The sequence below is a fragment of the Microvirga arabica genome, assembly GCF_016811235.1.
Taxonomy (GTDB): domain Bacteria; phylum Pseudomonadota; class Alphaproteobacteria; order Rhizobiales; family Beijerinckiaceae; genus Microvirga; species Microvirga arabica.
This window is the reverse complement of sequence record NZ_JAFBID010000058.1, coordinates 16352-41221: the sequence shown is the minus strand read 5'-3', so window position 1 is coordinate 41221 and position 24870 is coordinate 16352. Positions and strand designations below refer to the sequence as shown.

General features: G+C 61.5%; 20 protein-coding genes and 4 pseudogenes. 10 read left to right on the top strand and 14 right to left on the bottom strand.

Annotated elements, in window-relative coordinates; translation table 11 throughout:
- Positions 1-89 precede the first annotated feature (89 nt).
- Entirely contained in the window at positions 90-3056 is a 2967-nt protein-coding gene (locus JQC81_RS22985) for a PAS domain S-box protein (protein ID WP_246520611.1), read from the bottom strand.
- 453 nt (positions 3057-3509) lie between these two features.
- A complete protein-coding gene (locus JQC81_RS22980) occupies positions 3510-4424 on the bottom strand; it encodes a LysR family transcriptional regulator (protein WP_203274133.1) in 915 nt (304 codons plus the stop codon).
- Positions 4425-4544: 120 nt separating this feature from the next.
- On the opposite strand from JQC81_RS22980, the gene JQC81_RS22975 reads away from it, so the two are divergent.
- Positions 4545-5657, top strand: a complete 1113-nt coding sequence (locus JQC81_RS22975) for a flavin monoamine oxidase family protein (RefSeq protein WP_203274132.1) — start codon at positions 4545-4547, stop codon at positions 5655-5657.
- A gap of 89 nt (positions 5658-5746) precedes the next feature.
- The gene (locus tag JQC81_RS22970) at positions 5747-6361 is read left to right on the top strand and encodes a DUF938 domain-containing protein (protein ID WP_203274131.1); all 615 of its coding nucleotides are present in this window, start codon (positions 5747-5749) and stop codon (positions 6359-6361) included.
- 81 nt (positions 6362-6442) lie between these two features.
- Here the strand turns inward: JQC81_RS22970 and JQC81_RS22965 are convergent, their stop codons facing one another.
- From JQC81_RS22965 to JQC81_RS22955, 3 genes are read right to left on the bottom strand one after another with little or no spacing between them, the layout of a single operon-like run.
- The gene (locus JQC81_RS22965; RefSeq protein WP_203274130.1) at positions 6443-7603 is read right to left on the bottom strand and encodes a M20 aminoacylase family protein; all 1161 of its coding nucleotides are present in this window, start codon (positions 7601-7603) and stop codon (positions 6443-6445) included.
- Between the two features lie 10 nt (positions 7604-7613).
- Positions 7614-8849 carry a Zn-dependent hydrolase gene (locus JQC81_RS22960; protein WP_203274129.1) on the bottom strand — a complete coding sequence of 412 codons (1236 nt, stop codon included), beginning with the start codon at positions 8847-8849 and terminating at the stop codon, positions 7614-7616.
- Entirely contained in the window at positions 8846-10054 is a 1209-nt protein-coding gene (locus tag JQC81_RS22955) for a diaminopropionate ammonia-lyase (RefSeq protein ID WP_203274128.1), read from the bottom strand. Before JQC81_RS22955 ends, JQC81_RS22960 begins: the two co-directional genes overlap by 4 nt.
- 103 nt (positions 10055-10157) lie before the next feature.
- Between JQC81_RS22955 and JQC81_RS22950 the strand changes: the two genes are divergently transcribed.
- On the top strand, positions 10158-10646 hold the full coding sequence (locus JQC81_RS22950) for an Lrp/AsnC family transcriptional regulator (protein ID WP_203274127.1): 489 nt from the start codon (positions 10158-10160) through the stop codon (positions 10644-10646).
- A gap of 209 nt (positions 10647-10855) precedes the next feature.
- Here the strand turns inward: JQC81_RS22950 and JQC81_RS22945 are convergent, their stop codons facing one another.
- The 4 genes from JQC81_RS22945 to JQC81_RS22930 form a co-directional block, all read right to left on the bottom strand.
- Positions 10856-11980: an NAD(P)-binding domain-containing protein gene (locus tag JQC81_RS22945; protein ID WP_203274136.1), complete on the bottom strand. Its 1125-nt coding sequence runs from the start codon at positions 11978-11980 to the stop codon at positions 10856-10858.
- A gap of 41 nt (positions 11981-12021) precedes the next feature.
- Positions 12022-12993 (bottom strand): zinc-binding dehydrogenase, encoded by a 972-nt coding sequence (locus JQC81_RS22940; RefSeq protein WP_203274126.1) that lies wholly within the window; start codon positions 12991-12993, stop codon positions 12022-12024.
- Between the two features lie 203 nt (positions 12994-13196).
- Entirely contained in the window at positions 13197-13412 is a 216-nt protein-coding gene (locus tag JQC81_RS22935; protein WP_203274125.1) for a tautomerase family protein, read from the bottom strand.
- A 109-nt stretch (positions 13413-13521) separates the two neighbouring features.
- Complete coding sequence (locus tag JQC81_RS22930) at positions 13522-14262, bottom strand: SDR family oxidoreductase (protein ID WP_203274124.1); 741 nt, start codon at positions 14260-14262, stop codon at positions 13522-13524.
- Positions 14263-14363: 101 nt separating this feature from the next.
- On the opposite strand from JQC81_RS22930, the gene JQC81_RS22925 reads away from it, so the two are divergent.
- Positions 14364-15257, top strand: a complete 894-nt coding sequence (locus JQC81_RS22925) for a LysR family transcriptional regulator (protein ID WP_203274123.1) — start codon at positions 14364-14366, stop codon at positions 15255-15257.
- Positions 15258-15624: 367 nt separating this feature from the next.
- Here JQC81_RS22925 and JQC81_RS22920 read toward each other — a convergent pair whose 3' ends face one another.
- Positions 15625-16704 carry an IS110 family RNA-guided transposase gene (locus tag JQC81_RS22920; RefSeq protein ID WP_203274122.1) on the bottom strand — a complete coding sequence of 360 codons (1080 nt, stop codon included), beginning with the start codon at positions 16702-16704 and terminating at the stop codon, positions 15625-15627.
- A gap of 120 nt (positions 16705-16824) precedes the next feature.
- Here JQC81_RS22920 and JQC81_RS22915 point away from each other — a divergent pair.
- Positions 16825-17535: pseudogene (locus JQC81_RS22915) on the top strand (IS6 family transposase).
- Between the two features lie 199 nt (positions 17536-17734).
- Here JQC81_RS22915 and JQC81_RS22910 read toward each other — a convergent pair.
- On the bottom strand, positions 17735-18340 hold the full coding sequence (locus JQC81_RS22910) for a TetR/AcrR family transcriptional regulator (protein WP_246520610.1): 606 nt from the start codon (positions 18338-18340) through the stop codon (positions 17735-17737).
- Positions 18341-18466: 126 nt separating this feature from the next.
- On the opposite strand from JQC81_RS22910, the gene JQC81_RS22905 reads away from it, so the two are divergent.
- From JQC81_RS22905 to JQC81_RS22895, 3 genes are all read left to right on the top strand, one after another.
- Positions 18467-19687 carry an MFS transporter gene (locus JQC81_RS22905; protein WP_203274121.1) on the top strand — a complete coding sequence of 407 codons (1221 nt, stop codon included), beginning with the start codon at positions 18467-18469 and terminating at the stop codon, positions 19685-19687.
- Positions 19688-20512: 825 nt separating this feature from the next.
- Positions 20513-20803, top strand: coding sequence for an ArsR/SmtB family transcription factor (locus JQC81_RS22900; RefSeq protein ID WP_203274120.1), 291 nt, complete (start codon positions 20513-20515; stop codon positions 20801-20803).
- Positions 20804-20816: 13 nt separating this feature from the next.
- Positions 20817-21209 (top strand): VOC family protein, encoded by a 393-nt coding sequence (locus JQC81_RS22895; protein ID WP_203274119.1) that lies wholly within the window; start codon positions 20817-20819, stop codon positions 21207-21209.
- Between the two features lie 905 nt (positions 21210-22114).
- On the opposite strand, the pseudogene JQC81_RS22890 reads toward JQC81_RS22895, so the two are convergent.
- Positions 22115-22246: pseudogene (locus tag JQC81_RS22890) on the bottom strand (IS6 family transposase); the annotation flags it as partial.
- Between the two features lie 75 nt (positions 22247-22321).
- Here JQC81_RS22890 and JQC81_RS22885 point away from each other — a divergent pair.
- Positions 22322-23041 (top strand): annotated as a pseudogene (locus tag JQC81_RS22885) (IS6 family transposase).
- Positions 23042-23065: 24 nt separating this feature from the next.
- Here the strand turns inward: JQC81_RS22885 and JQC81_RS22880 are convergent.
- On the bottom strand, positions 23066-23767 hold the full coding sequence (locus tag JQC81_RS22880; RefSeq protein WP_203274118.1) for an IS6 family transposase: 702 nt from the start codon (positions 23765-23767) through the stop codon (positions 23066-23068).
- A gap of 53 nt (positions 23768-23820) precedes the next feature.
- A pseudogene (locus tag JQC81_RS22875) lies at positions 23821-23982 on the bottom strand (LysR family transcriptional regulator); the annotation flags it as partial.
- A gap of 187 nt (positions 23983-24169) precedes the next feature.
- Here JQC81_RS22875 and JQC81_RS22870 point away from each other — a divergent pair.
- On the top strand, positions 24170-24862 hold the full coding sequence (locus JQC81_RS22870) for an FMN-dependent NADH-azoreductase (protein ID WP_203274116.1): 693 nt from the start codon (positions 24170-24172) through the stop codon (positions 24860-24862).
- Positions 24863-24870: the final 8 nt, after the last annotated feature.

Genomic DNA, 24870 nt, shown 5'->3' with positions numbered 1-24870 from the left:
AGCCCCGGTACCTGACCCACTGGCCGCAGCGGCATAGTCCCGCTGGACACGGAGGAGGCCGTGGTCTGTTCCAGCGCTCCTGTTGACACTCAGGCTTGACGATCTGCGGATCCGCCGACATCGATTCTTGCGGCATTCGCCTCCGGCCGATTGTTGAGCACTACCCCTCCGCGTGACAACTCGTCAGCGCCCTCGTTCAGTCGGGCCGACCACGTCCCTATGAATGGAGAAACGGCGTCGGCCGCCATCGGCCTTCCGAAGAAGTAGCCTTGGCCTAGATCGCACCCGTGGTCTCGCAGAAAGGCAGCTTGTGCCGACGTTTCGATGCCCTCGGCAACCACCGTGATCGCCAGTTTCCGGCCGAGATCGAGGACTGCCTGGACTATCGCTGCATTGCCGGGCTCCTTCTCAAAGCTGCCAACAAATGACCGATCCAGCTTCAGGACGTTGACAGGAAACTTATTCAGGTGTGTCAAAGACGCGTAGCCTGTTCCGAAATCGTCAAGAGCGATCTTGATCCCCGCAGCACTCAAGGTCTGCAAGGTGTGCTCCACGTTTGCTGCGTCGCGCCCAACAAGCACCGTCTCGGTTACCTCTATCTCAAGGCGGCTTGCCGGCAAACCGGCCAACCGGAGTTGATGGAGCACCCGCTCGGCATAGTCGCCACTGAGGAATTCACTGGCTGAGGCGTTGATGGCGATTGTTCCGACATCGAGACCCGTGTCGAGCCACGAGCGCAAGTCCCTCAGGACAGAGGCAAGCATCCGCTCGCCGATGGCGACGCCAAGCCTCGGATCATCGAAGGCAGAGGCGAGGGCGCTGGGAGGCTGCGGCCCCAGGCGGGGGTGGTGCCACCGCAGCAACGCCTCGAAGCCCGCAATGGCACCGGTGCCCAGCGTGACTTTCGGTTGGTAGAACGGAACGATCCAGTCGAGTTCGAGCGCCTTTTGGGCCAGCCGCAGAGCCGAAGCGGCTTGCTGGATTCCTTCCCGGATGGCGGGTTCGAACATCCTGAACAGGCCCGGTCCGGCAGCCTTGCCGCTATAGAGGGCGAGATCTGCCTGTTTCAGAAGCTCATCAAGTTCCATGCCGGGGCCGGAGGTGATGGCCCCTCCGACACTCGCGCGGTAGTCCCGTCCGATATTGCTCCCGCTCAACGGCTTGCTGACTTGGGCAATGACGTGGCTCGCAACGCGGGCGACGTCCGCCTCACTCGCCACATCAGGCAGGATGATGGCAAACTCGTCCCCGCCGAGGCGGGCCACGTCGTCGGGATCTGACGCTGTGCCCTGGAGCCGCTGGGCAAACGCCTTCAGAACCGCATCCCCGGCATCGTGGCCGAACCGGTCATTGATCTGCTTAAAGTCGTCCAGATCGACGATCAGTAAGCCGACACTTCGGTGCGATGTGGCAGCCCGGTCGAGCGCCTGCCGGAGCCGCTCCTGGAAAAGTCTCCGGTTAGGCAGACCAGTCAGCGGATCATGATACGCGGCCCAACGGAGGTGCTCCTCCGCAAGCTTCCTGTCATGGATGTCCTCCTCAGCCCCGTACCATCGAACGATGGCGCCGGTCTCGTCACACCGGGCGCTCGCCCGTGCGCGAAACCAGCGATAGCTCCCGTCGGCCACGCGCAGGCGGAACTCGTCATCAAGCGGCTCGCCTGTGGCGACGGAATGAGCCCAATTCCGCGTTGCCGATTCCACATCATCGGGATGCACGGCTCTGGCCCAGCCATCCTCGGCGAGCACCTCCTCACGGGACAGTCCCGTCAAGGCGAGCCAGCGGGAGCTGATCTCAATGGTTTGCCCGTCCGGGTCCGCAATCCAGGGGATCTGCGGGTTCAGCTCCACCAGATAGCGGAAGTTTTCCTGGCTCTCGCGGGACTGCTCCTCTGCCCGTTTGCGTTCATCGATGTCCTGCGCCACCGTGATGGTGGAGATCACCTTGCCGCTTTCATCGTAAACAAACGAGACATGAACCGCACACCAGACCGCTTTACCATCCGGCCGGACGTATCGTTTCTCGATCTGAAATGGCGTGCCATGCTTCCGGTGTTCCTCCCACACGGCCAGGTTCCGCGGGAAGTCCTCCGGATGCGTGAAATCCTTCATCGAAAGGCCGTGGAGCTCTTCCCGGGTTCGCCCGACAAGATCGCAGAAGCGCTGGTTGACCATCAGCACCTCGTTGTTCAAACCCCGGTGCAGGATGCCGACCATGGTCTGGCCGAACACGGTCGCAAGCTGGCGTTCCCGCTCCCGAAGCGCTTGCGTGGCCAGCCTGCTCTCGTGGATGTCCTCCAGCGTGCCGTACCAGCGGAGGATGGTGCCATCTTCGCTGTGCCGTGCTGTGGCGCGAGCCCGGAACCATCGATAGTTCCCGTCGCGTAGGCGCAGGCGGTACTCTGTATCGAACGGCTTACCGCTCGTAACCGAACGCAACCAGCTTTGCTGGGTCGGCGGCAGGTCGTCCGGGTGAAGGGCGGCGATCCACCCGCGGCCCAACCCTTCTTCCACGGGCATCCCCGTGAGCTCATGCCAGCGCGACGAGACGCTGATAATGTTGCCCTGCGGATCGGCCGTCCAGGGAATCTGAGGGTTCAGCTCGACGGAGTGACGATAGTGCTCTTCGCTCTCGCGCAGCACCGCTTCGGACCGCCGGAGCTCCGTAATGTCGGAGATGACCGCGACGATGAAGAGTTCCTCCCCAGCCGTGCCTGGGAGAGCAACGAGGCGTTTGTGGGTGCTAAGGATACGAATGGTACCATCCACCGCGGTGATGTGCTCTTCGACCTGGCGGTCCTGACCGGTCGCCAATACCTCGTCATCAAGCGCCCAAAAGGCGTCAGCTTGCTCCTTTGGAACGAAGTCGTGATCCACCCCACCTATCAGTTCCTCAGGGGAGCGTCCGATCAGGACGCATGCGGCATCGTTCAGAAATACGAAACGATGAGCACGGTCCTTAACGATGACCGGTTGCACAATGCCGTTTAGGATAACTTCTAAAGCTCCCGCCGCGCTACGGGATTGGATAGAGGCGGGGCTATTCTTCAACTGCATCTCGTAAAACCTAAATCCGCTGCGGGGTATCTCTTCTCCCACCGCATTGTTCGGATCCTATTCGTCAGTTTACCCATTGCTGTAGAGTATACATCTGGCGGATTGCAGAACAGATTAATGGTCGACAGATAGCTTGCTAGGGGCAAGGGACGGAGAGCCGATTGCCCTTGTATAACATTCACAATGGAATTGCTTCACCATGAATGCAGCAGGTTCACCAGGACGTAAGTATCTTTTATCCTAGCGGTCTAGGTTAGGGAAACGCCAACGTGAACAATGCTGGATGTAGCTCAACAATGATCGTTGTCAGGTTGCGAATGTCCGCAGATGGCACTCCTGAGATATTGTCCCAAGGGCAGCAATCCTCACGCAACCGGACGTTCCAACGACGCCGGGAACTTTTTTGGGTGACCCTTTCCGGACGTAAGCTCCCGCGCCGTCATGCGAGGGTCACTAGCTCCAGTCGGCCGCTGGGTCAGCTTTAGCCTCTAGTTCCTGTGCAAGGGATAGGAAGCCAGCGATGTAGGCAATCCCTTCCTCGCCGCGGCGGACGCCGAGATTGATGCTCTTGTTGATCCCGCCCTTCCCAAGCCTTACGGCGCGGATGGGAAGCTGCGCTCCCTCCTCGCGTACAAGCCAATCTGGCAGGACCGAAACACCCCGTCGGGCAGCGACCAGTTGCAGCATCAGGTCGGTGGTTTCAACTGTCCTGTGCTGTCGCGGGCGACACTGACCGGGCACGAGAAACTGCGTGTAGATGTCGAGCCGCTCGATGCTGACCGGAACGGTGATCAACACCTCGTCGAGGAGGTCCGGCGGGGTGGCCCAATCGCGTTGGGCCAGACGGTGTTCCTCATGCACGACGAGCACGAGCTCGTAATTGATGACAGGCGTGAACAGGAGCCCCGCCAGATCAATCGGGTCCGGGGTGATCAGCAGGTCGATCTCGTGGCCAAGCAGCGCGGCAACGCCATCGAAGCGGAAGGCCGTGCGGACATCCAGGTCCACGTCCGGCCATGCAGCCAAGTAGTGCGGGGTAAGCCGCATCAGCCAGCGCTGGCACGGGTGGCACTCCATCCCGGCGCGCAGGGCGCCGCGCCGCCCTTGGGCAAAGTCAGTGAGAACCCGCTCGGCATGTTCCATCTGGGGCAGGACGCGCTGGGCAAGGCTGAGCAGATACTCCCCGGCCTGCGTGAAGCGCAGGCCACGCCCCTGCTTCACCCAGAGCTTGACCCCATAGCGTTCCTCGACCTTGCGGATCATATGCGATAGGGCCGACTGGCTGACATTGAGCCGCTCGGCTGCCGCAGTCACGCTGCCTGAACGGTCGACTTCCCTGAGAATGGCAAGGTGTTGGTAGTCCAGCATTCATGACTCCTACTTATCGATGTATGAGATCTTACCATTTTTGCTCATGGGCAGAACTCGGTATGCGGGAGGGCAGGGCGCTTTGGCGCTCGGGACCCAAGCCAGCAAGAGGAAGCCTGTATGAAGTCTACCGATGCCACGGTTGCGATCATCGGAGCTGGCCTATCCGGTCTTTACGCTGCCCATCTGCTTCACGCCGCAGGTGTTGCGGTTCAGATCCTGGAGGCTCGCGACCGCGTCGGCGGGCGTATTCTGTCGGTCGATGAGAGAGGTCGTCCGAGCGAGGACGGGTTTGACCTCGGCGCCTCCTGGATCTGGCCGAAGATGCAGCCAGCGATAGGCGCCCTAGTCGACGAACTCGGACTGTCCGGTTTCACCCAGTTCAGTGAAGGTGATGTCGTCTTCGAGCGCTTTTCGCGCGAGGGTCCGCTCCGCCATGCAGGGCCAAGGCAGGACCCACAGTCGATCCGACTGGTTGGCGGCACGTCCGCGATGGTTCGCGCGCTTATGACCAGCCTGCCTGAGGATTGCATCCGGTGCGAGGCTCATGTGACCCGGATGGTGCTCGCAGAGGACGGGGTGCGGCTGACCATTGGCCTCCCCGGTGGCGGGGAGGCGGAAATCCACGCCAGCCAAGTGGTCACGGCGGTGCCGCCGCGTCTCCTCGAAGCGACAGTGCAATTCACGCCTGCATTGGAGCCATCGACGGCCGATCGCTGGCGTAGCACGCCGACCTGGATGGCCCCGCATGCGAAGTTTTTCGCCCTCTACGATCGCCCGTTCTGGCGCGAGGCCGGGTTGTCGGGAACGGCGCAGAGCGTGGTTGGGCCCTTGATGGAAATCCACGATGCGACGACCTCATCCGGGAAGCCGGGGCTATTCGGCTTCCTTGGTATGGGACCGGATCAGCGTTCGGCGGTTGGCGAGGCCGTGGTCACCCAGGCCTGCATCGAGCAGTTGGCCCGAATTTTCGGACCGCAGGCGCTCCAACCGCGAGCCACGCTCTACAAGGACTGGTCAAAGGACCCGCTGACCGCAACATCGGCAGACAGAGGATTCGGCGGTCACCCCTCAGCAGAGGGTTCCGCCTGGGTCACGGGAGCGTGGCAACGGCGCCTCACCTTGGCCGGCAGCGAAACTAGCACAACGGAACCGGGTTTTATGGCAGGGGCGGTGGAGGCCGCGAGACGTGCTGTGACAGACACGCTCGAAAGGATCGGGTCTTCCAACTGATTGTCCGCAGAGTGGCGTTGTCTGTCCTGTCGACGGCTTCCCCCGACGGCATGACAGCACAGGCACCGCATAATGAGGTATACGCCTTCATGACAACGACATCGTCTTCCCAGGTTGCACGAGTTGCACCTTCAGTGGCCCGCAACCGCGATCCGATCTTGGCCGTATTGCGCAGAGTTCTGCCGCCGACTGGCACGATTCTCGAGATCGCCAGCGGCACGGGCGAGCACGCGGTGCACTTCGCGGCTGCGTTGCCGCACCTCATATGGCAGCCATCGGATCAGGATGAGGAGGCCCTGAGAAGCATCACTGCTCATCGGGCCATCTCTGGCCTGCCGAACCTCCTCGCGCCGCTTCGCCTCGATGCCGCTTCTCCCGAATGGCCTGTCGAGCAGGTGGACGCCATTGTGGCCATCAACATGGTCCACATCAGCCCCTGGCAGGCGACGCAAGGGCTGATGGCCGGGGCAGGACGGTCTCTCTCGCCCGACGGCGTGCTCTACCTCTACGGAGCGTACAAGGAGAACGGTATCCACACGGCGCCAAGCAATGAAGCCTTCGATGCCGATCTCAGACGCCGGAATCCCGATTGGGGTATCCGGGACCTCGAGGAGGTGGCGGGGCTCGCCGGAAGGTATGGGCTGACGCTTGTCGAGCGGATCTCGATGCCCGCTAATAATCTCAGCCTTGTCTTCCGACGCTAGAAAGCTGCGAAGTCCGCTAATCCGGAAGGGCAGCTCTTTAAGCTGCTGTTCCTCCCTTACGATATTCTTGATCCGTGGCGATCAGGCCGATGGCAACCGCTGTCGGATGATGGCGGCATGGAAGCGTGCCCCATAGAGCAGCCCGTCATCGTTGAAGTCATAGGATGGGTTGTGCAGGGGCGCCGAATCCTTGCCGTTGCCGACGAACACGAAGCAGCCGGGCACGTGCTCCAGGAAGCGGGCGAAGTCCTCAGACCCCGTCGTCGGTTCATCGGCCGTCGAGACATGCTCCGGCTCGAACACGGTTCGAGCGGCAGCGAACGCTTCGTCCACCAGGGCGGCATCGTTCAGGAGCGGTACGAACTCGCGCGTGTAGGTCATCTCAGCGGCAATGTTGTAGGTCAGTGCCGTACCCTCGGCGATGATGCTCATCTGCTTCTCGATCTCGGCACTGACCTCCGGCCGGAAGCTGCGGGCATCGCCGAGGATGCGGGCCAGCCCGGGCAGTGCGTTGCGGGTGCCGTCGGTGATCAGCTCGGTCACCGACACCACGCCTATGTCAGTCGGGCTCAGGCGACGGGACACGATGGTCTGGAGGTTCATGACCGTCGCACAGGCAGCGACCAGCACCTCGTTGCCCCAGTGTGGGCGGGCTGCATGCCCGCCGACGCCTTTCAGGACAATCTCGAAATTGTCCTCCGCCGACATGATCGGCCCCACGCGCGTCTGGAAGTGCCCGACGGACAAGCCCGGCATGTTGTGCAGACCGTAGATCTCCTCGAACGGGAAGCGCTCCATCAGACCATCCGCCAGCATGGCGAGCGCGCCCTTGCCCCATTCTTCGGCGGGCTGGAAGACGAAGCGCACGATGCCGTCGAACCCGCCTTCCTCGGCGAGGAGCTTGGCGGCTCCAAGGAGCATGGCGGTGTGACCGTCATGGCCGCACGCATGCATCGTGCCGGGATTCTGCGAGCGGTACTCCGACGTGCCCTGTTCGTTGATGCGCAGGGCGTCCATGTCGGCCCGGAGTGCAATCGCCCGGTTGCCGCTGCCGCGTTTCAGCGTGCCGACGACGCCGGTGCCGCCTATGCCTTCGGCCACTTCGTCGAGGCCGAACTCCCGCAGTTTCGCGGCCACGAAGGCGCTGGTGCGCCTCTCCTCGAAGCCGAACTCGGGATGCGCGTGCAGGTCGCGCCGCCAAGCGGTCATCTCTTGAGCGAGGGCGTCCAGATCCAGGGCCATCGGTGTCTCCTTATCGGGCTGCGAGAGTGGCCGTCACGTCGAGCAGGATATTGGCGCCGGCGACGAGGTCGGCATCCGGCGTGTGCTCGCGCGGATTGTGGCTAATGCCGTCGAGGCTTGGCACGAAGATCATCGCTGAGGGCGCGATCCGGGCGATCATCTGGGCATCGTGCCCCGCGCCCGAGGTCATGCGCTTCGAGGCCAGCCCGCGCTTGCGTGAGGCCTCCTCCACCAGCTCCACGATCCCCCGGTCGAAGGTCACCGGCTCGAACCGTGCCAGCCTCTCAACCGAGATCGTGACCTCCTCGGCGGCTGCGAGTTCCTCCAAGTAAGCGGCAAGAACTGCTTCCTCCGTCTGGAGGCGCTGTTCGTCCGGATCGCGCAGGTCGACCGTGAAGGTCGCGCGTGAGGGAATGACGTTGATCGCGTTCGGCTCGAAGCTCATGCACCCGACCGTGGCGACGGTGGGTGTGTTCGCGTTGCGGGCCCGGTCACGCAGGAAGGTGACCACGCGGGCCGCGGCATGGCCGGCGTCCCGGCGCATCGACATCGGTGTCGTGCCGGCGTGGTTGGCCTCTCCCTTGATGGTGATGCGCTGCCAGGAAATCCCTTGAAGGTTCTCGACTGCGCCAATGGGCACGCCCTCGCGCTCCAGCACCGGCCCCTGCTCGATATGCAGCTCGACATAGGCGTGCGGCCTGATAAGGCTCGGCTCCTCAGAGCCGGCATAGCCGATCCGCTCCAGCTCCGCGCCGAGAACCGCGCCGTCGGTGCCAACCGTCGCCAGCGCTTCCTCGACCGGGAGTCCCCCGGCATAGACGAGCGAGCCCATCATGTCGGGGGCATAGCGCACGCCCTCCTCGTTGGTGAAGGCGGCGACGGCGACGGGCCGTGCGGGAGCGTATCCAGCAGCCTTGAGGGTTTCGATCACCTCCAGTCCGGAGAGCACGCCATAGCAGCCGTCATAGATGCCGGCATCTATGACGGTATCGATGTGCGAGCCGAGCAGGATCGGAGCCTCGTCAGCGTTGTCGGCGGTTCGCCAGATGCCGAAGATGTTGCCGATGCGGTCAACTGTGACCTCCACGCCTGCGCTGCGGATCCAGGCAACGACGGCATCGCGTCCGGCCTTGTCGCTGTCAGATCCGGCAAGCCGCACGAGCCTGCCATCCCCATCCCGGCCGATCTGCCCGAGGTCGCACAGCCGGCCGAGCAGGCGCTCCGCGTTGATCGACAGCGTGGTCATGCGTCTGCCCTTCTGGTGCTGTTTGTGACGGCGTCAGGCCGCATGCCGACCAGTTCTTCGTAGCGTTCGGGATCGGTTGCGCCTTCGGTGTTGATGATGAAGACGCGGGAGGCCTCATTCAGGTCGAGCGCTGCCCTGATCTCAGGATCCGCGACGGCTCGCATGAGACCGGCAAGACCTGCGCCGCCGCTCTCGCCCGCCACGATGGCCGGATCACGTCCGGCCGGTCGGGCGAGGCGGTTCATTACCGCGACCGCATCCTCGTCGGCGACGATCATGAAGGCATCGGCAACGCGGGACAGCACCCGCCAGGCAACCAGTGACGGCTCGTAGCATTCGAGCATTGCCATGACGGTCGGCTCGCCGTGCTCGATCTTGACCGGGCGTCCGGCCCGCGCGCTCTCGAAGAGGCAGGCAGCCCGTGCCGGATCGACCACGACGAAGACCGGCCGCTGATCCCCGAGGGCGAGAGCGAGATGCCCTGCCACGGCGGCCGCAACGCCGCCGACGCCGGCTTGGACGAATACATGCGTTGGCGGAGAAGGAAGCTGGCGCAGGGCCTCGCGCACCATGGCGGTGTAGCCCTGCATGACCAGGCTGGGAATTCGCTCGTAGCCCGGCCACGAGGTGTCGGAGACCACGATCCAGCCCTTCTCGGCCGCGACACGCGCCGCCTCCGCGACCGAGTCGTCATAGGTGCCCTCAACCCGGATCATTTCGGCGCCGAAGCGGGCGATGGCCGCCACGCGCTCGTCGCTGACGCCGGAGTGCACGAAGATGGCAGACCTGGCTCCGACGAGTTGGGCGCCCTGCGCCACTGAGCGTCCATGATTGCCATCCGTGGCACAAGCGACTGTCATGCCAGCAGTGACGGCACGGACCTCGGGCGCATGCAGTTCAGCGAGATCGATTGCGCGTCCGAGCTGGCGGCTGGCTTCCTCCAGCACAAGCCGGATGACCGCATAGGAGCCACCTAGCGCCTTGAAGCTGCCGAGGCCAAGCCGGAATCCCTCATCCTTGATATGAACCGTATTCACGCCGAGTTCGGCGGCCAGGACCGGCAGGGTGTGTAAGGGCGTCGGGGCATGGTTGTCCCGATAGATGAGATAACGTTCGACCTCTTCAGCGGCCGGTACGCCGAGGGTCTCGGCATCGACCGGAGCAAGGGGCTTGCGGTAGTCGGGGTGCTGGTTGGGTAGGAACATCGCCATCCTTCACTGCGGGATGGCGAGAAGATATTGCAGTTGCCGTGAGAAAGGCGCTCTATTTGGGCCCGATAAATGCAAGATTTTGTCGTATGAGTGGCCCATGGTGCCCAAGCCTTCGTCGTCGATCACCCTCGACAGCTTCGATCTCGCGATCCTGAATACCCTCCAGCGGGACAATACAACCCCGCAGCGGGTGATCGGTGAGACCGTCAGTCTGTCTGCTCCTGCCGTGCAGCGCCGCATCCGGCGGATGGAGGAGGCCGGGGTCATCCAGACCAATGTCGCAATCGTGGACCCGGCCCAGGTGGGGCAGGCCATCACCATCTTCGTCGAGGTCGAGGTGATCAGCGAGACGGCAGAGCTAGTCGATGCCGCCAAGCGGGAGTTCGCCTCGGTTCCGGAGGTGCAGCAGTGCTACTATGTCACCGGAGAGGCGGACTTCGTGCTGGTGGTCATAGTGCCGACGATGGCAGCCTATGAGGCTCTGACGCGGCGCCTGTTCTTCGGCAACAACAACGTGAAGCGGTTCCGCACCTTCGTCGCCATGGACCGCGTCAAGGTCGGTTTGACGGTTCCTCTGCCGGAGTGACTGAACGGTCCAATTGCTGCCAACAGATGGGCGTGAGGGAACGACTGCTTATGGCACTCCTGAGACGTAGGCGCTTTGTCTGCTTCGGCGCTCGAGAGCTGACGTTCAGTGAGGGCCTGAATGCGAATGTCTGACCCAATTCAGACCTTCCCGCGTGCGCGAAATGGCTGACGGCCTCGCAGGGCGGGCGGATTCCTGATGGTCCACCCTTACCCGAGTTCAAGGAACGCCATGAGTTCCTCCGCAGCGGCCCGGCCGGCCCGGTTGGCCCCGATGGTGGAGGCGGACGGACCGTACCCCACCAGATGCACCCTCGGGTCCTTCGCGACCTGCGTCGCCAACCGTCCAGTCATGACGATGCCTCCTCCAGGCTCGCGCAGCATGAGTGGTGCCAGGTGATCGAGGGAGCTGCGAAAGCCGGTGCACCAGAGGATCACGTCGGCGCGGAGCGCGGTCCCATCTGACCAGAGAACCCCGTCCTCCGTGATCTCGCTGAACATGGGGCGCCGGGTCAGCACCCCGCGTGCCCGCATCGCCGTAACGGCGGGAGTGACGGGGATCCCGGTCACCGAGACAACGGACGCAGGCGGCAAGCCACGGCGCACCCGGTCCTCCACAATCGCCACGGCAACGCGCCCGACCTTCTCGTCGAACGGACCATCCCGGAATTCGGGCTCCCTCCGGGTCACCCAGGTAGTCGTGGTAACGCGAGACACCTCATCGAGCAACTGGATCGCCGAGATGCCAGCTCCCACGACGATGACATGCCGGCCCGAGAATTCCTGGGCGGTGCGGTAATCCTTCGTGTGCAGTTGCCTGCCCTTGAACCGCCCGGCTCCGGGTATGTCGGGAACGTAGGGGCTGTCCCAGGTTCCCGTGGCGTTGATGAGCCCGCGTGCGGAGACCTGGATCCGATCCGTCTCGACCCTGAAGTGATCGTGCCTGTCGCAGACGACCTTCACCGTCACCGGGCGATAGACCGGCAGTTCGAACCGCTTCTCGTAGGCCGCGAAGTACTCTGGGACGGCGACGCTCGCCCGCACCTCAGGGCTGCCTGTGCCGATCACCTCGGAAAAGGGCATCCCCGGCAGGTCGTGGATGCGGTTGACCGTGCTCAAGGTCAGCGAGGGCCAGCGGTCCTGCCAGGCGCCCCCCGGTCCTGGAGACTGGTCGAGCACCACGAAACCCTTGTGCGGCGCCAATCCCAGCCTCTTGAGATGGTAGGCCGCCGAGAGCCCAGCCTGACCGGCACCGATGACAACGATCTGGCCCTTGAGCGCGATGCCCGGGGCGGTGGCATTTGGTGGCGAAGAAAGTGTTGAGGGGCTGTCCATCGGCACGCAGGCTCGGCTCCTGGTTGCTTCTGCAAGCCTGATCACCGCTTGCGTAGGACAACCTTGCCCTTGCGACCGGGTTCAGTGCTGGCGCGCACGGCGTCGGCGATCCGATCAAGCGGGAGGGCGGCGTCGACCGAAAGCGTAAGCTTGCCACTGGCAGCCTCGGCGACGACTTCCTCGAGCAGACGGCCGATCATGTCGGGTGCAAGGCGCGGCTTGGCACCCCAGAAACCCCGAATGGTGATCTGTTGGAAGATCGCGACAGACGGCTCGATGCGGATTGGTTGGCCGCTCAGGGCGCCAAAGATGACGATCTCGCCGCCGTCAGCCACTAGGCGAGCAAGTTGCGCGGGGCCGTCCCCGCCCACGGAGTCGAGCCCGGCGCGGATCGATCCATCACCGACAAGATCGCGAGCGCGCGCTTCCCAGCCGGGCTGCTCGGTTGACACCACGTTAGTGATGCCGGCGGCGGCAAGTTCGGCGACCGCCGCGTCGCGCCGAACAAGGCTGAGCACGTTGACGTCCTTTTCCGCGCCAAAGCGCGACAGAAGGCGTCCGACCGCGCCATTGGCACTGTTCTGCACGAGCCAGTCGCCGCGCTGAAGGCCAAGGTCGGCCAGCACCATCTTGGCGCTGAGTGGCATGGCGATGAGCTGACAAGCTGTCTCATCATCAATGCCATCGGGCACGGGGCGTGCGTACCTTGCATCGACCAAGTAATAGTCGGCCCAGGTCTGCTGGGCGCCGCCGATCACGCGCTGCCCGACTTGGAGGTTCTCGACCCCGGCGCCGAGTTTTTCCACCACGCCGAGCGCCTCCGTACCGCCGATCGCCGGCAGCGGGGGCTTGATGCCATAGGTGCCAGCCACGGTCATCAGGTCATGATTGTGGATAGGGGACAGGATCATCCGGAGCAGCGCCTGCCCCGGCCCGGGCGCAGGCCGCTCACGCTCGACAAGGGTCAACACCTCGGCCGGAGCGCCGAACCTTTCGAATACAATGCTGTGCATGAGCAATCCCTTCGTCGAAATAGGTTCTTCAATTAGGTTGGGTGGTCCTGAGGGCAAGATTTGGCACGAGGCTGAAGAAACGCTTCGGTCTGCTCATGAGGCGGCGAGCAGACCTTCATTCCATCTGCTGTTCGTTACCCTTTGACCCGCAGCAGACAAAGCGCACGTGCCTCGACCACGTGGGCTGACGTAGTGCTCAGTCATCACTCTTCGTTGGCTCGATAGTCCTGCGGGATTATGAAGATCTCATCAGCGCGCCCATAGCCTCCATCCTTCACTTCTTCAATGAGCACCATCGTGTGAGGCCGTGCCGCCTCAGAGAAATACTCGACCAGCATATCCGTCGTCCGATGCACGATCTCCTCTTTCTGGGTCCTGCTCAGGGCGCCTTCAGGGGTCTTGATGTTCACAAACGGCATTGCGTTGTCCTTTCATGGTTGAGTTGTGTTGATGCAGAAGAGGTCCAGCCAGTGAACTCCTAGAAGGTAAAGGAGCTTCAGGTCACAGTGTCCTCTTCATGGCGCCTCGTCAGATCACGCCGCCATTGGCACGTACCGTCTGCCCGTTGATCCAGCCGCCCTCGGGGCTCACCAGGAAGGCCACGACGGACGCGATGTCCTCCGGCTGACCAAGCCGCCGCATGGGATTCATCCCGACAATGGCCTTCACCTGCTCGTCCGACTTGCCTGTCAGGAACAGGTCGGTTTCCACTGGGCCAGGAGCGACCGCATTGACCGTGATCCTGCGCGGCCCAAGCTCCTTGGCAAAGACGTGGGTTAGCGCCTCGACGGCAGCCTTCGTGGCCGCGTAGACACCATAAGTCGGCTGGTAAAGCCCGACGACGCTCGACGAGAAGCTGACGATACGCCCACCATCCCTTAGACGTCGTCCCGCCTCCCGCAGGCCGCGGAAGACGCCACCGAGATTGGTGTCGACCTGCACCTGGAAGCCCTCATCGTCGACCTCGATGAGGGGCGAGAGCGTCATCACGGCCGCGTTGTTGACGAGGATGTCGACGCCGCCAAAGGCGCCTTCTGCCGCATCGAATAGGTTAGTCATTCCCTTCGGGCTGCCGATATCGGCCTGGACGGCCAAGGCCGTGCCTCCCTCGGCGGAAATGGCCGATACGACCTGGTCCGCAGCCTCTGGGTTCGTTGCGTAATTGACGATGATGGCTATGCCGTCACGAGCCAGCTGTCGAGCGATGGCCGCTCCGATGCCCCTTGAGGCTCCTGTGATGATGGCGACCCGCTGGGCCTGGGTGGTCATGACATGCTCCTACCTCTGGATGGGGTGGATGTAGACCCATGGTCTGTCCTAAACAATTACTGAAGAATTGACATCACAGTTCGGCCATGCTGAACAATCGCATGGATCGCCTTGACCGCATGCAGCTCTTCGTTCGCGTGGTGGAACGCCGCAGCTTCGCGGCGGCCGCCGCCGACCTGACGCTTGCCCGCTCGACAGCGACCGAGGGGATCAAACAGCTCGAGAAGGATCTCGGCGTACGGCTTCTTGAGCGAACCACACGCCACGTGACGCCGACCCTGGACGGCAAGGCGTTCTATGAGAGATGCCTTGCGATCCTGGCGGAGGTTGACGAAGCCGAGAATGTGTTTCGCGATGCCCAGCCCCGGGGGCTGCTGCGGGTCGATGCTCATGGCCTGCTGACACGGACCTTCCTTCTGCCGCGACTGCAGGAGTTCCTCGACCGCTATCCCATGCTCGATTTACAACTCGGGCAGGGTGACAGATTGGTCGATCTCGTTCGCGAGGGTGTGGACTGCGTGATCCGCGCGGGGGAGGCGGATGACAGTGGCCTGATCATGCGCCGCCTTGGCACGATCAGAGAGATCACGTGCGCCAGCCCGGCCTATTTGGAACGACACGGCATCCCTCGATCGCTAAACGATCTTGATAGGCACACGACTGTCGGGTTCGTGTCGTCTCGGACCGGGCAAGTCATGCCATTGGAATTCATGGCTGACAGCAGGGTCCGGTACATCAGCCTGCCGTGCAGGATTACGGTCAACAATTCCGACACGATGGCCGAGCTCGCCCGAATGGGGTTCGGCCTGATCCAAGCGCCGCGATACCGTCTGAAACAAGATCTGGACAACGGGAGCCTGGTGGAGGTGTTGTCGGACTGTCCACCGACACCGACGCCGCTATCTGCCCTTTATCCGCAAAACCGCCATACGACCCCGAGATTGCGTGTGTTTCTCGACTGGATCGGCGGGATATTCGCGGAGGCAGATCTTTAGACGAGCTCTGATCGCTCGCCTTGAGCCGCTCCTGCGGTGAAAACAAGATCCAGGAGGCGACCGCCAAGCGTGCGGCACTGAACGATCTCGCCGTTGGCTGGAGAGCACCGTCATGTCTGGATGGCGCCCGTTTGGCAATGTGATTGTTGTTGACGTTTCGGCCTAGCGGGGCGGGTGCAGTCATGTCTCCGGCCTTTGAACGCGGTATGTCATAACCGCTGGCCCTGATGTTTTACCCTGGAGCTGGTCCCTCTCAAGTTATCGCGCTTGACTGTCGCAAGACGATGCCACGGGTTGTCCAGTTCCGGCGGTCCATGTCCGCTTTGGCTTCACATCATCTCATCGTCACCGTGCCAACTGGGTTGCCCTAAGGGCGAATAGTCTGAGCTCTCCGTCTATGAGGCCGCCGGCCGGCCGCTCCCGTGCTCCCGGGCTCGTAAGCCGTGCTCCTGGCTATCACTGCCCAGGCGATCCGCGCCATCTTGTTGGCCAGGGCCACGGCAACCACCTTGAACGATTTCTTGGCCAGGAGGCTCCGGGTCCCTTCCGCCAGGGCCGTCCGGGTCTTGCCCGACTTCATGCTGTAGAGCGCCGCGTGTGCTCCAACGACCAGCAGCTTGCGCAGGTGCCGGTTGCCCATCTTGGAGATGGAGCCCAACCGCGCCTTGCCGCCGGTTGAGTGTTGCCGGGGCACGAGGCCGAGATAGGCGGCAAACTCCCGACTTCCTTGGAACAGGCCGGCGTCTGGAACACTGGCCGAGAGACAGGAGGCGACAATCGGGCCAATCCCGGGGATAGTGGCAAGCCTGAGGCTCACCGGATTGCTGCGATGAGCTGCCAGAATGGCCTTGTCGAGCTTGGCAATCTGCGCCTCGATCCCGATCAGCATCGCTGCCAGAGGCTGGAGTGCGATCCGAGCGGTGACGGGGAGATCGGGACTGGTGTCATCATGGATAAGGGCAATCAGTTGGCGCGTGTTGCGAGCGCCCTGCGCCACCACGATGCCCAGCTCGGCGCAGTGACCGCGCAGGGCATTGATCAGGGCGGTCCGCTGCCCGGTCAGGAGATCGCGGGCTCCATGCAGCATGAGGGTGCTCTGCTGTTGTGGGCTCTTGACCGGGACAAAGCGCATCGACGGCCGTGTAACGGCCTCGCAGATCGCAGCCGCGTCCGCGGCATCGTTCTTCTGTCGGCGCAGATAGGGTTTGACATAGGCGGGCGGGATCAAGCGGACCGCGTGCCCGAAGGCCATGAGTGTGCGGGCCCAGTGATGAGCCGTCGCGCACGCCTCCATCTCGATCAGGCAAGGCGGAAGGGCGCTGAAGAAGCTCTGGATCTGGCTGCGACGCAGCGCTTTGCGCAGGACGATCCGTCCACTCCTGTCCACCGCATGCACCTGGAAGACATTCTTCGCGATATCAAGGCCGATCGTGACAATCTCAGGCATGATGAGTGGCTCTCTTCGGTTCTCCAACATGCCCATTCTGGCACGTCTGACGCTGGTGGAGGGCGCCATCCACGACATCAAGTTAACCCGGGGGTGACCGGATCGAGGCATATGTGAGGGATGAAGAAGGCCCGTCATCCTCGCTATGCCCTTCACTGCTTTCCGGCTGAAGTGATCAGCCATGCCGTGTAGTTATACTTTCGGTTTCCACTCAGCCTGCGCATGGTCGAGGAGATGCTGGCCGCCCGCGGCATTGAGGTCAGCCATGAGACGATCCGGCAGTGGGCGCTCAGGTTCGGCCAGAGCTTTGCCAACCAGATCCGCAGGCGTCTTCCGGCAACCGGAGACGAGTGGCATCTTGATCAGGTCGTGATCAGCATCGCCGGCCGGAAGCATTGGCTCTGGCGAGTTGTGGATCAGCACGGGGCCGTGCTCGACATCCTGGTCCAGAGCCACCGCAATACCAAAGCAGCCAAGCGTTTGCTGCGCAAGCTGCTCAAGAAACAAGGCGTCGCCCCGCGCGTGATGATCACCGAAAAATTGCCCAGTTACGCCGTTGCCAAGAGAACTGTGATGCCTGGCGTCGAGCATCGGCAGCACAAAGGCCTAAACAATCGAGCGGAGAAGTCTCATCAGCCGACTCGATGACGTGAGCGGATCATGAAACGCTACAAATCAGCCGGACAGGCGCAGCGCTTCCGCTCAATCTAGGATCAGGTGGCAAACCTCTTCCGCCGTCCTGCAAACACCAAGGCTGCAGATGATCGCCAAGCTCGGACTAGGGCTTTTCAGGTCTGGGCTGAGGTGACTGGCGTGGCCGCTGGCTTCTGATCTGACCATCTCGGATGCGCGGACCCGTCCCAACCCGTTAAGTTGACGATGCCGTCGGGTTAATGTGACATCACCGGCAGATCTTCAGGTCACATCCTCCATAATCAGGCGCGAAACATCGTCCTTGACGGTGCCTAGTCCTTGCATTCGCAGGCATGTTCTCGCGCCAGGTAGGGGAATGAGCACGCTACGGAATTCGTCACACCATCGTGTATGCAGGCTGGAGCAATCCTTCGAGAAGACGGCGATAGGCCGCGGTGGCCCTGCGTGAGGCTCCAAGTGGGTCATTAGAATTGGCGATCCACTGAGCAGCATAGCACGAAGCTCCAGTGATCATCCGTGCCGTCGCCTCAGCATCGATGCCGCCGACCACCCCTTCTGCCTGCAGTGCCTCCAGGCTTGCCTTCATCGCTGCAATGCAGCCATCGGCGCTAGGCCATGATGAGGGATCTCCAAGCACCGCTGGGCCGTCACGTAAAACAATGCGCTGGATCTCGGGCTCAAGCGCCATCTCGATGTAGCCAATGCCTTCTTCGACGAAGCCTTCCCAGCGGCTGGGAGCCCGAGCGGCACGCTGCCTGAGGCGTTCGGCCATCTCTGTATCGATCTGAGAGACTACGGCCTGGAATAGGCCCTTCTTGTCACCGAAGTGATGGTAGAGAGCCCCGCGCGTGAGTCCTGCCTCGGCGGTGAAGTCGTCCATTGACGCATCCGCGTACCCCAATTCAGCAAAGGCCTTGCGTCCCGCGGCCATGAGCTTGGCGCGGGTTTCCAGGATCATGTCGTGACGCGATCTGCGAACCATTCCTCCATTTACTCACATACGGTGCGCATGTCAATTGACATACGTGGCGTATGCCACTAGTTAATTGGCATACGCCACGTATGTAAAGCTTCGGGTGGCGGTTTGCCCAACCTAGAGGATGTGCAGATGTCCAATCCCTATGCAGAGATCTTCCGAGCGCCCGGTGCCAGTGGATTTGCGGCCGCGGGCTTTCTGGCGCGCATGCCGATTGCCATGGCTCCGATCGGCATTGTTGCCATGCTGTCCCAGACACAAGGGGAATATTGGCTTGCCGGCGCCGTCTCAGCCGTCTTTGCGCTTGGCAACGCCCTGATCTCCCCACAGATCTCGCGGGCGGTAGATCGTCTGGGGCAGGCACGCATCTTGGTCCCGACTACAGCCATTGCGGCTATCGCTTTTGTCCTGCTGATCTTGGCGGCTAACCAGAGTTGGCCAGTCTGGACCCTGTTCGCATCGGCTCTCCTCGCTGCGCTGATGCCCAGCTTCCCAGCCATGGTACGAGCCCGCTGGAGTGACCTTTTTCGCGATCGACCGGAGCTGAACACCGCCTTTGCCTTTGAATCCGCCGCTGACGAGTTAGTCTACATCGCGGGCGCCTCGCTATCGGTCGGCCTCAGCGTTACTCTGTTCCCAGAGGCAGGCCTACTGGTTAGCACCCTTCTGCTGGTGCTCGGCGCTACGGCGTTCGTTGTCCAACGCTCAACCGAACCCAAGGTGCGGTCGAGTAGTGAAGTCTCAGGCGGCTCCGCCATTTGGCTGCGGCCGGTTCAGATTGTTACCCTCGCCTTGGTGTTCGTTGGAGCGACGTTCGCAACGGCCGAAGTGAGCGCGGTCGCCATCACTGAACATCTCGGCCAGCCTGGTGCCGCCAGTTTGGTGATTGGCGTGTATGCAGTCGGTTCGTTCTTGGTGGGCCTGATCATCGGCGCACTGAACCTGAAGATGGCTCTTCAGCGCCAACTCGCCATTGCACTAGCTGTTCTGGCTGTGACGGCCTGGCCGCTCCCGTTCGTAAGTACGGTGCCGATGCTCGCCTTGGCGGTCTTCCTCAGCGGCATCGCCATCTCGCCTACGTTTATCACGGCCTTTGGCCTCATCGAGCAGCGGGTTCCGGCAGCTATGCTCACGGAGGGCATCACGTGGGTGATGACCGGCATTGGGATCGGTATGGCGCTGGGCTCCTTTGTTACAGGATGGGTCGTCGACACCTATGGCCCAACCAACGGCTTCTGGGTCTCAGTGGTTTCTGCCATCCTGGCTTTTATGACCGTGCTCTTCGGCCAGAAGACCCTTGCGGGCTCACGGATGCGCACTGCTGCCGAACCTAGTCTCCACGCAGCAGAATGACTCTGACAGTTTGATCATTGTCCCATCGATGCGCAGTAACAGTGACCGCACATCAACAAAGCAGCAGGCTCTTGAGCGCAGTGGCGCAGGATGCAGCAAGCTGATGGATGTCAGCTACGAATGGCAATCCTTGCCGGCTGACGGTACCGGTGGACGGCTGCTGGCGTCGCCTTTGCGATTCTGACGAGTTTCGTCGAATTCAAGGCACGATGGTTGCGCTGGATGCATAGCAGCTTAGCAATGAGCAGGGTGACGAGTGCAGGCAAACGTCACCATTTCATGGAAGACGCGATCATACCTCCCGCTCGCGTCGTTCCCTCTGGAAGGACCCTGGTCCCACCTCAGGCCGCTGCTAACAGCGGCCTTTTTCTTTATCCGATCGCGAGGCTTCGGCGAGGCTTTTAGGTCGAGGAGCGGGATCTAGCAACGTCCCTTCGATACTGAGCCGCGTGGGCGTCCGGCTTTCGCTAACGAGGCTCCCAAAGATCCGGGTGAATACGAATGACAGCCCATAAAGTTCGGGTAGGCCCTGCCAACTCAAACCGTCGCGGATAGAATAGGTGGTGCGTCCGATCATGTGGTAGTCGCACATGTGCGGCACTCCGTGGGATGCGGGAAGTGCGGTTTGATGCGCTCAAGTTGGTTTTGCTGAGTCGATGACAATCTCACGTAGACAGGTTCTCCCACATGCTTGAACCACGACTTGCGCGAGCGTGGGGGCACTCGATCACCGGGGATCTAGGGGTAGATAAGTCGCCTGGACTATTGTGCAGCAGTCGTCGATCGCGCCTTGAGATGCAATATTTCTATTGCATATTGGCCTCCGTGATTGACGATGAACTCGACCGTATCTTCAAGGCGCTTGGCGACCCGGCCCGCCGCAGGATCATAGATCGCCTGCGGGAGCGTCCAGACCAATCGTTGTTCGAAATCTGTGCCCACTTCTTTGCGGAGAATGGGATGACGCTCTCGCGCCAGGCGGTCACGCAGCACCTCGACGTGCTGCAGAGAGCGGGCCTTGTGAGTGTCGAATGGTCGGGCCGAACCAAGCTCCACTCTCTCGACCCCGGTCTGTTGCGAGAGGCGGTGGACCTGTGGCTTCGCCATCACCTCTAGGAAGGAGAACGAGATGAGGATCTATGTGACCAGTGTTCTTGTTGATGACCAGGCGAAGGCGCTGGACTTCTCCACGCGTGTACTCGGGTTCACAATGAAGAACGATGTGCCTGTCGGGGAGCATCGCTGGCTAACCGTCGTGTCGCCGGAGGACCCAGGCGGCACTGAGCTGCTTCACGAGCCGGGCGCCCACCCTGCCGTCCCACCTTACAAAACCGCGCTTGTCGAGGACGGCATTCCGGCAACCTCATTCAAGGTTGCTAATCTCGATTCTGAACATGAGCGGCTTCGGTCACTGGGCTTCTCATTTACCCAGAAGCCAATGGATGCTGGCCCTGTCCGCATGGCCGTGCTCGACGACACCTCTGGCAACCTCATTCAATTGGTCCAGTTGAATGCTGATTAGGACTCGAAGCGGCTAGACCACTCACCTTGGTTGATGGCCTCGGCCTCTAGATGCTGCCATCTTGCCGTATGCTCCCGATCAGGCGTCACATCGTCGGTGGAAGCAGAAAAGACGACGGGAAAGATCACCGGTACCGGTAACGGCGGTCCGCCGAGAGCCAAGTGATCACACAGCATCCATTGTTGGTAGAACTAAAAAATTCTTGAGCCTAGTGATTCGAAACGCACTTGCATTCTTGACGCTTCCATCTGTGCGCTAGCGCACGTGTAAACCAGCTGAGCCTAACCATATTCCAGGTCGGCACGGGCGTCGCCGTGCGCACCACTGCCGGCCTTGAACCGGTCAATGGAGAATGTGATGACAAAGAAACTTTTCGTCTCTTTAGCTTTCGTTCTTCTTCCCAGTATTGCGTTCGCCCAGAGCTCCGGCGGGGTCCAGGGCTCCGGCACAGACCGCGATCGAGTCAGCCGCGAAATCGAACGCATGCAGCGGGATGGCAGCTGGGAGCGACTACGAGCTGAAGGTCTGGCCAATAAGCAGGCATTCGAAAGACTTCGCGAGCCCGAACAGTCAGCTCAACCGGCATCTGCGTATGGATCCATCCGACCCCGCCGCCGGTAGGTACGGGCAGGGAGCAAGCAGATCCGCCCATTAATCCCCACGGTTCGTAGGGAGTAACAATTTTCGAAGGCCAGGTTTGCCGACCCGGCCTTCTCTCTGGCGTCGTCCATGCTGAGGCAATTTAAGTCGTAGAAGCCCGTCAGGAAAGCGTGATCGAGCTACAGCGCTCGGAGAGGTTCTGTCGCAAATCCGGAGTAGGGATGAGAGAATGGTAGGTCTTCGTTCCGCGCTCATGCAGCGATTCGCTCAAATTGGCCCACGAGCGATAGCTGCTGATTGCAGGCTTAATTCGCCTGCTGTTTGCGCATCATATGGATTAACTCGAGGCCACCTAGGATCACGCGGGCACTGCCAGCGGAATTGAAGCCGAGCATTGGACCCACGCGGCGTTTGATGGCGCGGAGATCCTGCTCAACGTAAATTTTTGGGAACCGTCGCAAACCCATCAGTAACTTAGTTCGATCTATGTCTCCGGCCAACTCCAGAGGTTTATGACGTTCAAGGGCCGCCATGTTGATCGCTCGGTGATCCTTGCTCTGTATCCGGTGGTATCTCGCTTACGGCCTGAGCCTCCGGAATTTGGAGGAGATGATGGCCGAGCGTGATATCTCGGTCGATCACGCGACCATTCACAGATAGATCGTGCGCTATTCGCCTGAACTGCTCGAGCAGTTCGATCGGCGCAAGAGAGTCGTCACCGGAAGGTGGCACATGGACCAGACGTACATCAAAGCACGCGGGCGCTTGATGTATTTCTACTGCGCCATCGACAGCGACGGCGATACGGTCGAGTTCTGGTTCAACGAGAAGCGCAACCTCACTGCGGCCAAGCAGTTCTTACGCAGAGCCCTTAAGCGACACGGTACGCATGAGCGGATTGCCATCGACGGCAGCCAGACCAATTGGGAAGCGATCCTGTCCTGCAATACGACGAACCGGCTACAGGACCGACCACGACAGAAGGTCAAGCCGACCCGCATCCGGCAAAGCGCCTACCTCAGCTCATCGAGCAGGACCATCGGGCTATCAAGCGGCGAGTGCGCCCCATGTTGGGTTTCAAGCCAATGGCATCCGCTCGGACGATCTTGGGCGGCATCGAGATTGTGCACATGCTGCGCAAGGCACAGGCGAAATATTCCCACAGTTCGCAGCTATCCCTCGCCGAGCAGTTTGAGCGGGCTTGTCACGTTATCTGTCCACGGACGCAATGAGACCTGATTTGCGCCGAAGTTGGTTCAAGCGGCGACGCCGACCACAGCTTTCCATTCTGCCATCGCGGTAAGGCGATGCAGATGCGTGGCAAGGGCGGAGCGGCGGGAACGGGGTGGAATGAAGAGGTTGCGGACGGCTGAGAAGATCGTGGTGAACCTCTGCAGACCTCCCGGCGATCGAAAGCCCTGCATGATCCGCTCTCGTTGGCGCAAGGGCAGATGTGAATTCTCTGCTCGGTTGTTGAGCCCCTTGTGCGATCGGTGTTCGACGCCTGGCATGACCTGACGCCGGGCAGCGGTGTAGGAGCGTAGTTTGTCGGTGATCATCCGCCGCGGCGAGCAGCCCTGCTTCTTCAGAAGGCGCGTCAGCAAGCGCTTGGCCGCTTTAGTGTTGCGGCGGGTCTGGACGATCTCATCAAGGACATAGCCATCCTGGTCCACGGCTCGCCAGAGCCAGTGCTTCTTGCCGGCGATAGTGACCACGACCTCATCGAGATGCCAGATGTCGCGGCGGTTTGGTGTCTTGCGCTTCAGGCCGCGGGCGTAGTCCGGTCCAAACTTCAGTGCCCATCGGCGGACGGTCTCGTAGGACACGACAACGCCGCGCTCCAGCAGCATTTCCTCAATCAGCCGGAGGCTCAGAGGAAACCGGAAGTACAACCAGACCGCATGAGCAATGATCTGGGATGGGAACCGATGGCGCTTGTAGCTGATAGGCTTGGTCATGCTGCGGCTCTTAAGCCAGAAGCCCCTGACCAAAAGTTACCGTGACATCACCTGCGCTCGAAAAGCCGCTGTCCAAGCGTCTCCTCGAGCAGTCGGATTTGGTGACTGATCGCGGTCGGTGTCACGGGAAGCTCGTCGGCCGCCCGTTTGAAGCTCAGGTGATGAGCTGCAGCCTCAAAAGCACGCAGCGTCGCAAGCGGTGGTAGTCTCCTCATGATTTCTCACGGCTGAACTCATCTCACCTGACGAGTGAGGAATTCGATTTTGTCTTGCGACCGGCTGAGCGGCATGTTCTCCCAACGCCTTCGCCAGAACGCCAACACTCCAAAGATGAGCACAGTTCATCAGATAGGGCAACTCCACGGCCAAGGCGAAGGATGATTTCATACTGGGAGAAACACAATGACGACCCTTCTCCATATCGATGCCAGCGCGCGTTCGGGACGTTCGGATCATGACCGGTTCAGCTCGCACACGCGCCGGCTCACAGCCCGCTTTATTGACTGCTGGGCAGCGGCGCGGCCTACAGATCGAATCATCTACCGGGACGTTGGGCAGAACCCACCGCAGCCGGTGACGGGCCGATGGATCCACGCCGCCTTTACGAAACCAGAACAGCGCGAGCCCTGGATGCAGGAGGTGCTCACCGAAAGCGACACTCTTGTCGACGAGTTGATCGAGGCAGACCTGATCGTGGCCGGCGTGCCGATGTACAACTTTGGTCCACCAGCCCAGTTCAAGGCTTACATAGACAACATCGTGCGGGTCGGGCGCACCTCCGGCTTCGACCGCTCACGTCCAGGGGATCCTTACTGGCCGCTCTTGGCTGAGTACAAAAAGAGACTTGTCGTGCTCAGCTCGCGCGGTGATTTCGGTTATGATGAGGGTGAACGCATCCACCATCTCAATTACGTCGAAGCCAGCGTACAGACAGCGTTCAGGTATCTAGGCATCGCGGACTTTACGTCGGTTGCTGCCGAGTATGATGAGTTCGCCGATGATCGGCTTCAGGCATCGCTTGCGAGAGCCGAGGCATCGATCGACACATTGGTTGAGCGCCTTCTCTCCATTCAGACCATATCTGATGCCGCCTAGTCCGAAAG

Coding starts and splice junctions, on each gene's coding strand:
- JQC81_RS22880 (WP_203274118.1), bottom strand. CDS start 23,767: ATGACCAAGCCTATCAGCTACAAGCGCCATCGGTTCCCATCCCAGATC.
- JQC81_RS22975 (WP_203274132.1), top strand. CDS start 4,545: ATGAAGTCTACCGATGCCACGGTTGCGATCATCGGAGCTGGCCTATCC.
- JQC81_RS22970 (WP_203274131.1), top strand. CDS start 5,747: ATGACAACGACATCGTCTTCCCAGGTTGCACGAGTTGCACCTTCAGTG.
- JQC81_RS22925 (WP_203274123.1), top strand. CDS start 14,364: ATGGATCGCCTTGACCGCATGCAGCTCTTCGTTCGCGTGGTGGAACGC.
- JQC81_RS22985 (WP_246520611.1), bottom strand. CDS start 3,056: ATGCAGTTGAAGAATAGCCCCGCCTCTATCCAATCCCGTAGCGCGGCG.
- JQC81_RS22980 (WP_203274133.1), bottom strand. CDS start 4,424: ATGCTGGACTACCAACACCTTGCCATTCTCAGGGAAGTCGACCGTTCA.
- JQC81_RS22870 (WP_203274116.1), top strand. CDS start 24,170: ATGACGACCCTTCTCCATATCGATGCCAGCGCGCGTTCGGGACGTTCG.
- JQC81_RS22945 (WP_203274136.1), bottom strand. CDS start 11,980: ATGGACAGCCCCTCAACACTTTCTTCGCCACCAAATGCCACCGCCCCG.
- JQC81_RS22895 (WP_203274119.1), top strand. CDS start 20,817: ATGAGGATCTATGTGACCAGTGTTCTTGTTGATGACCAGGCGAAGGCG.
- JQC81_RS22940 (WP_203274126.1), bottom strand. CDS start 12,993: ATGCACAGCATTGTATTCGAAAGGTTCGGCGCTCCGGCCGAGGTGTTG.
- JQC81_RS22910 (WP_246520610.1), bottom strand. CDS start 18,340: ATGGTTCGCAGATCGCGTCACGACATGATCCTGGAAACCCGCGCCAAG.
- JQC81_RS22960 (WP_203274129.1), bottom strand. CDS start 8,849: ATGACCACGCTGTCGATCAACGCGGAGCGCCTGCTCGGCCGGCTGTGC.
- JQC81_RS22950 (WP_203274127.1), top strand. CDS start 10,158: ATGGTGCCCAAGCCTTCGTCGTCGATCACCCTCGACAGCTTCGATCTC.
- JQC81_RS22935 (WP_203274125.1), bottom strand. CDS start 13,412: ATGCCGTTTGTGAACATCAAGACCCCTGAAGGCGCCCTGAGCAGGACC.
- JQC81_RS22965 (WP_203274130.1), bottom strand. CDS start 7,603: ATGGCCCTGGATCTGGACGCCCTCGCTCAAGAGATGACCGCTTGGCGG.
- JQC81_RS22930 (WP_203274124.1), bottom strand. CDS start 14,262: ATGACCACCCAGGCCCAGCGGGTCGCCATCATCACAGGAGCCTCAAGG.
- JQC81_RS22905 (WP_203274121.1), top strand. CDS start 18,467: ATGTCCAATCCCTATGCAGAGATCTTCCGAGCGCCCGGTGCCAGTGGA.
- JQC81_RS22920 (WP_203274122.1), bottom strand. CDS start 16,704: ATGCCTGAGATTGTCACGATCGGCCTTGATATCGCGAAGAATGTCTTC.
- JQC81_RS22955 (WP_203274128.1), bottom strand. CDS start 10,054: ATGTTCCTACCCAACCAGCACCCCGACTACCGCAAGCCCCTTGCTCCG.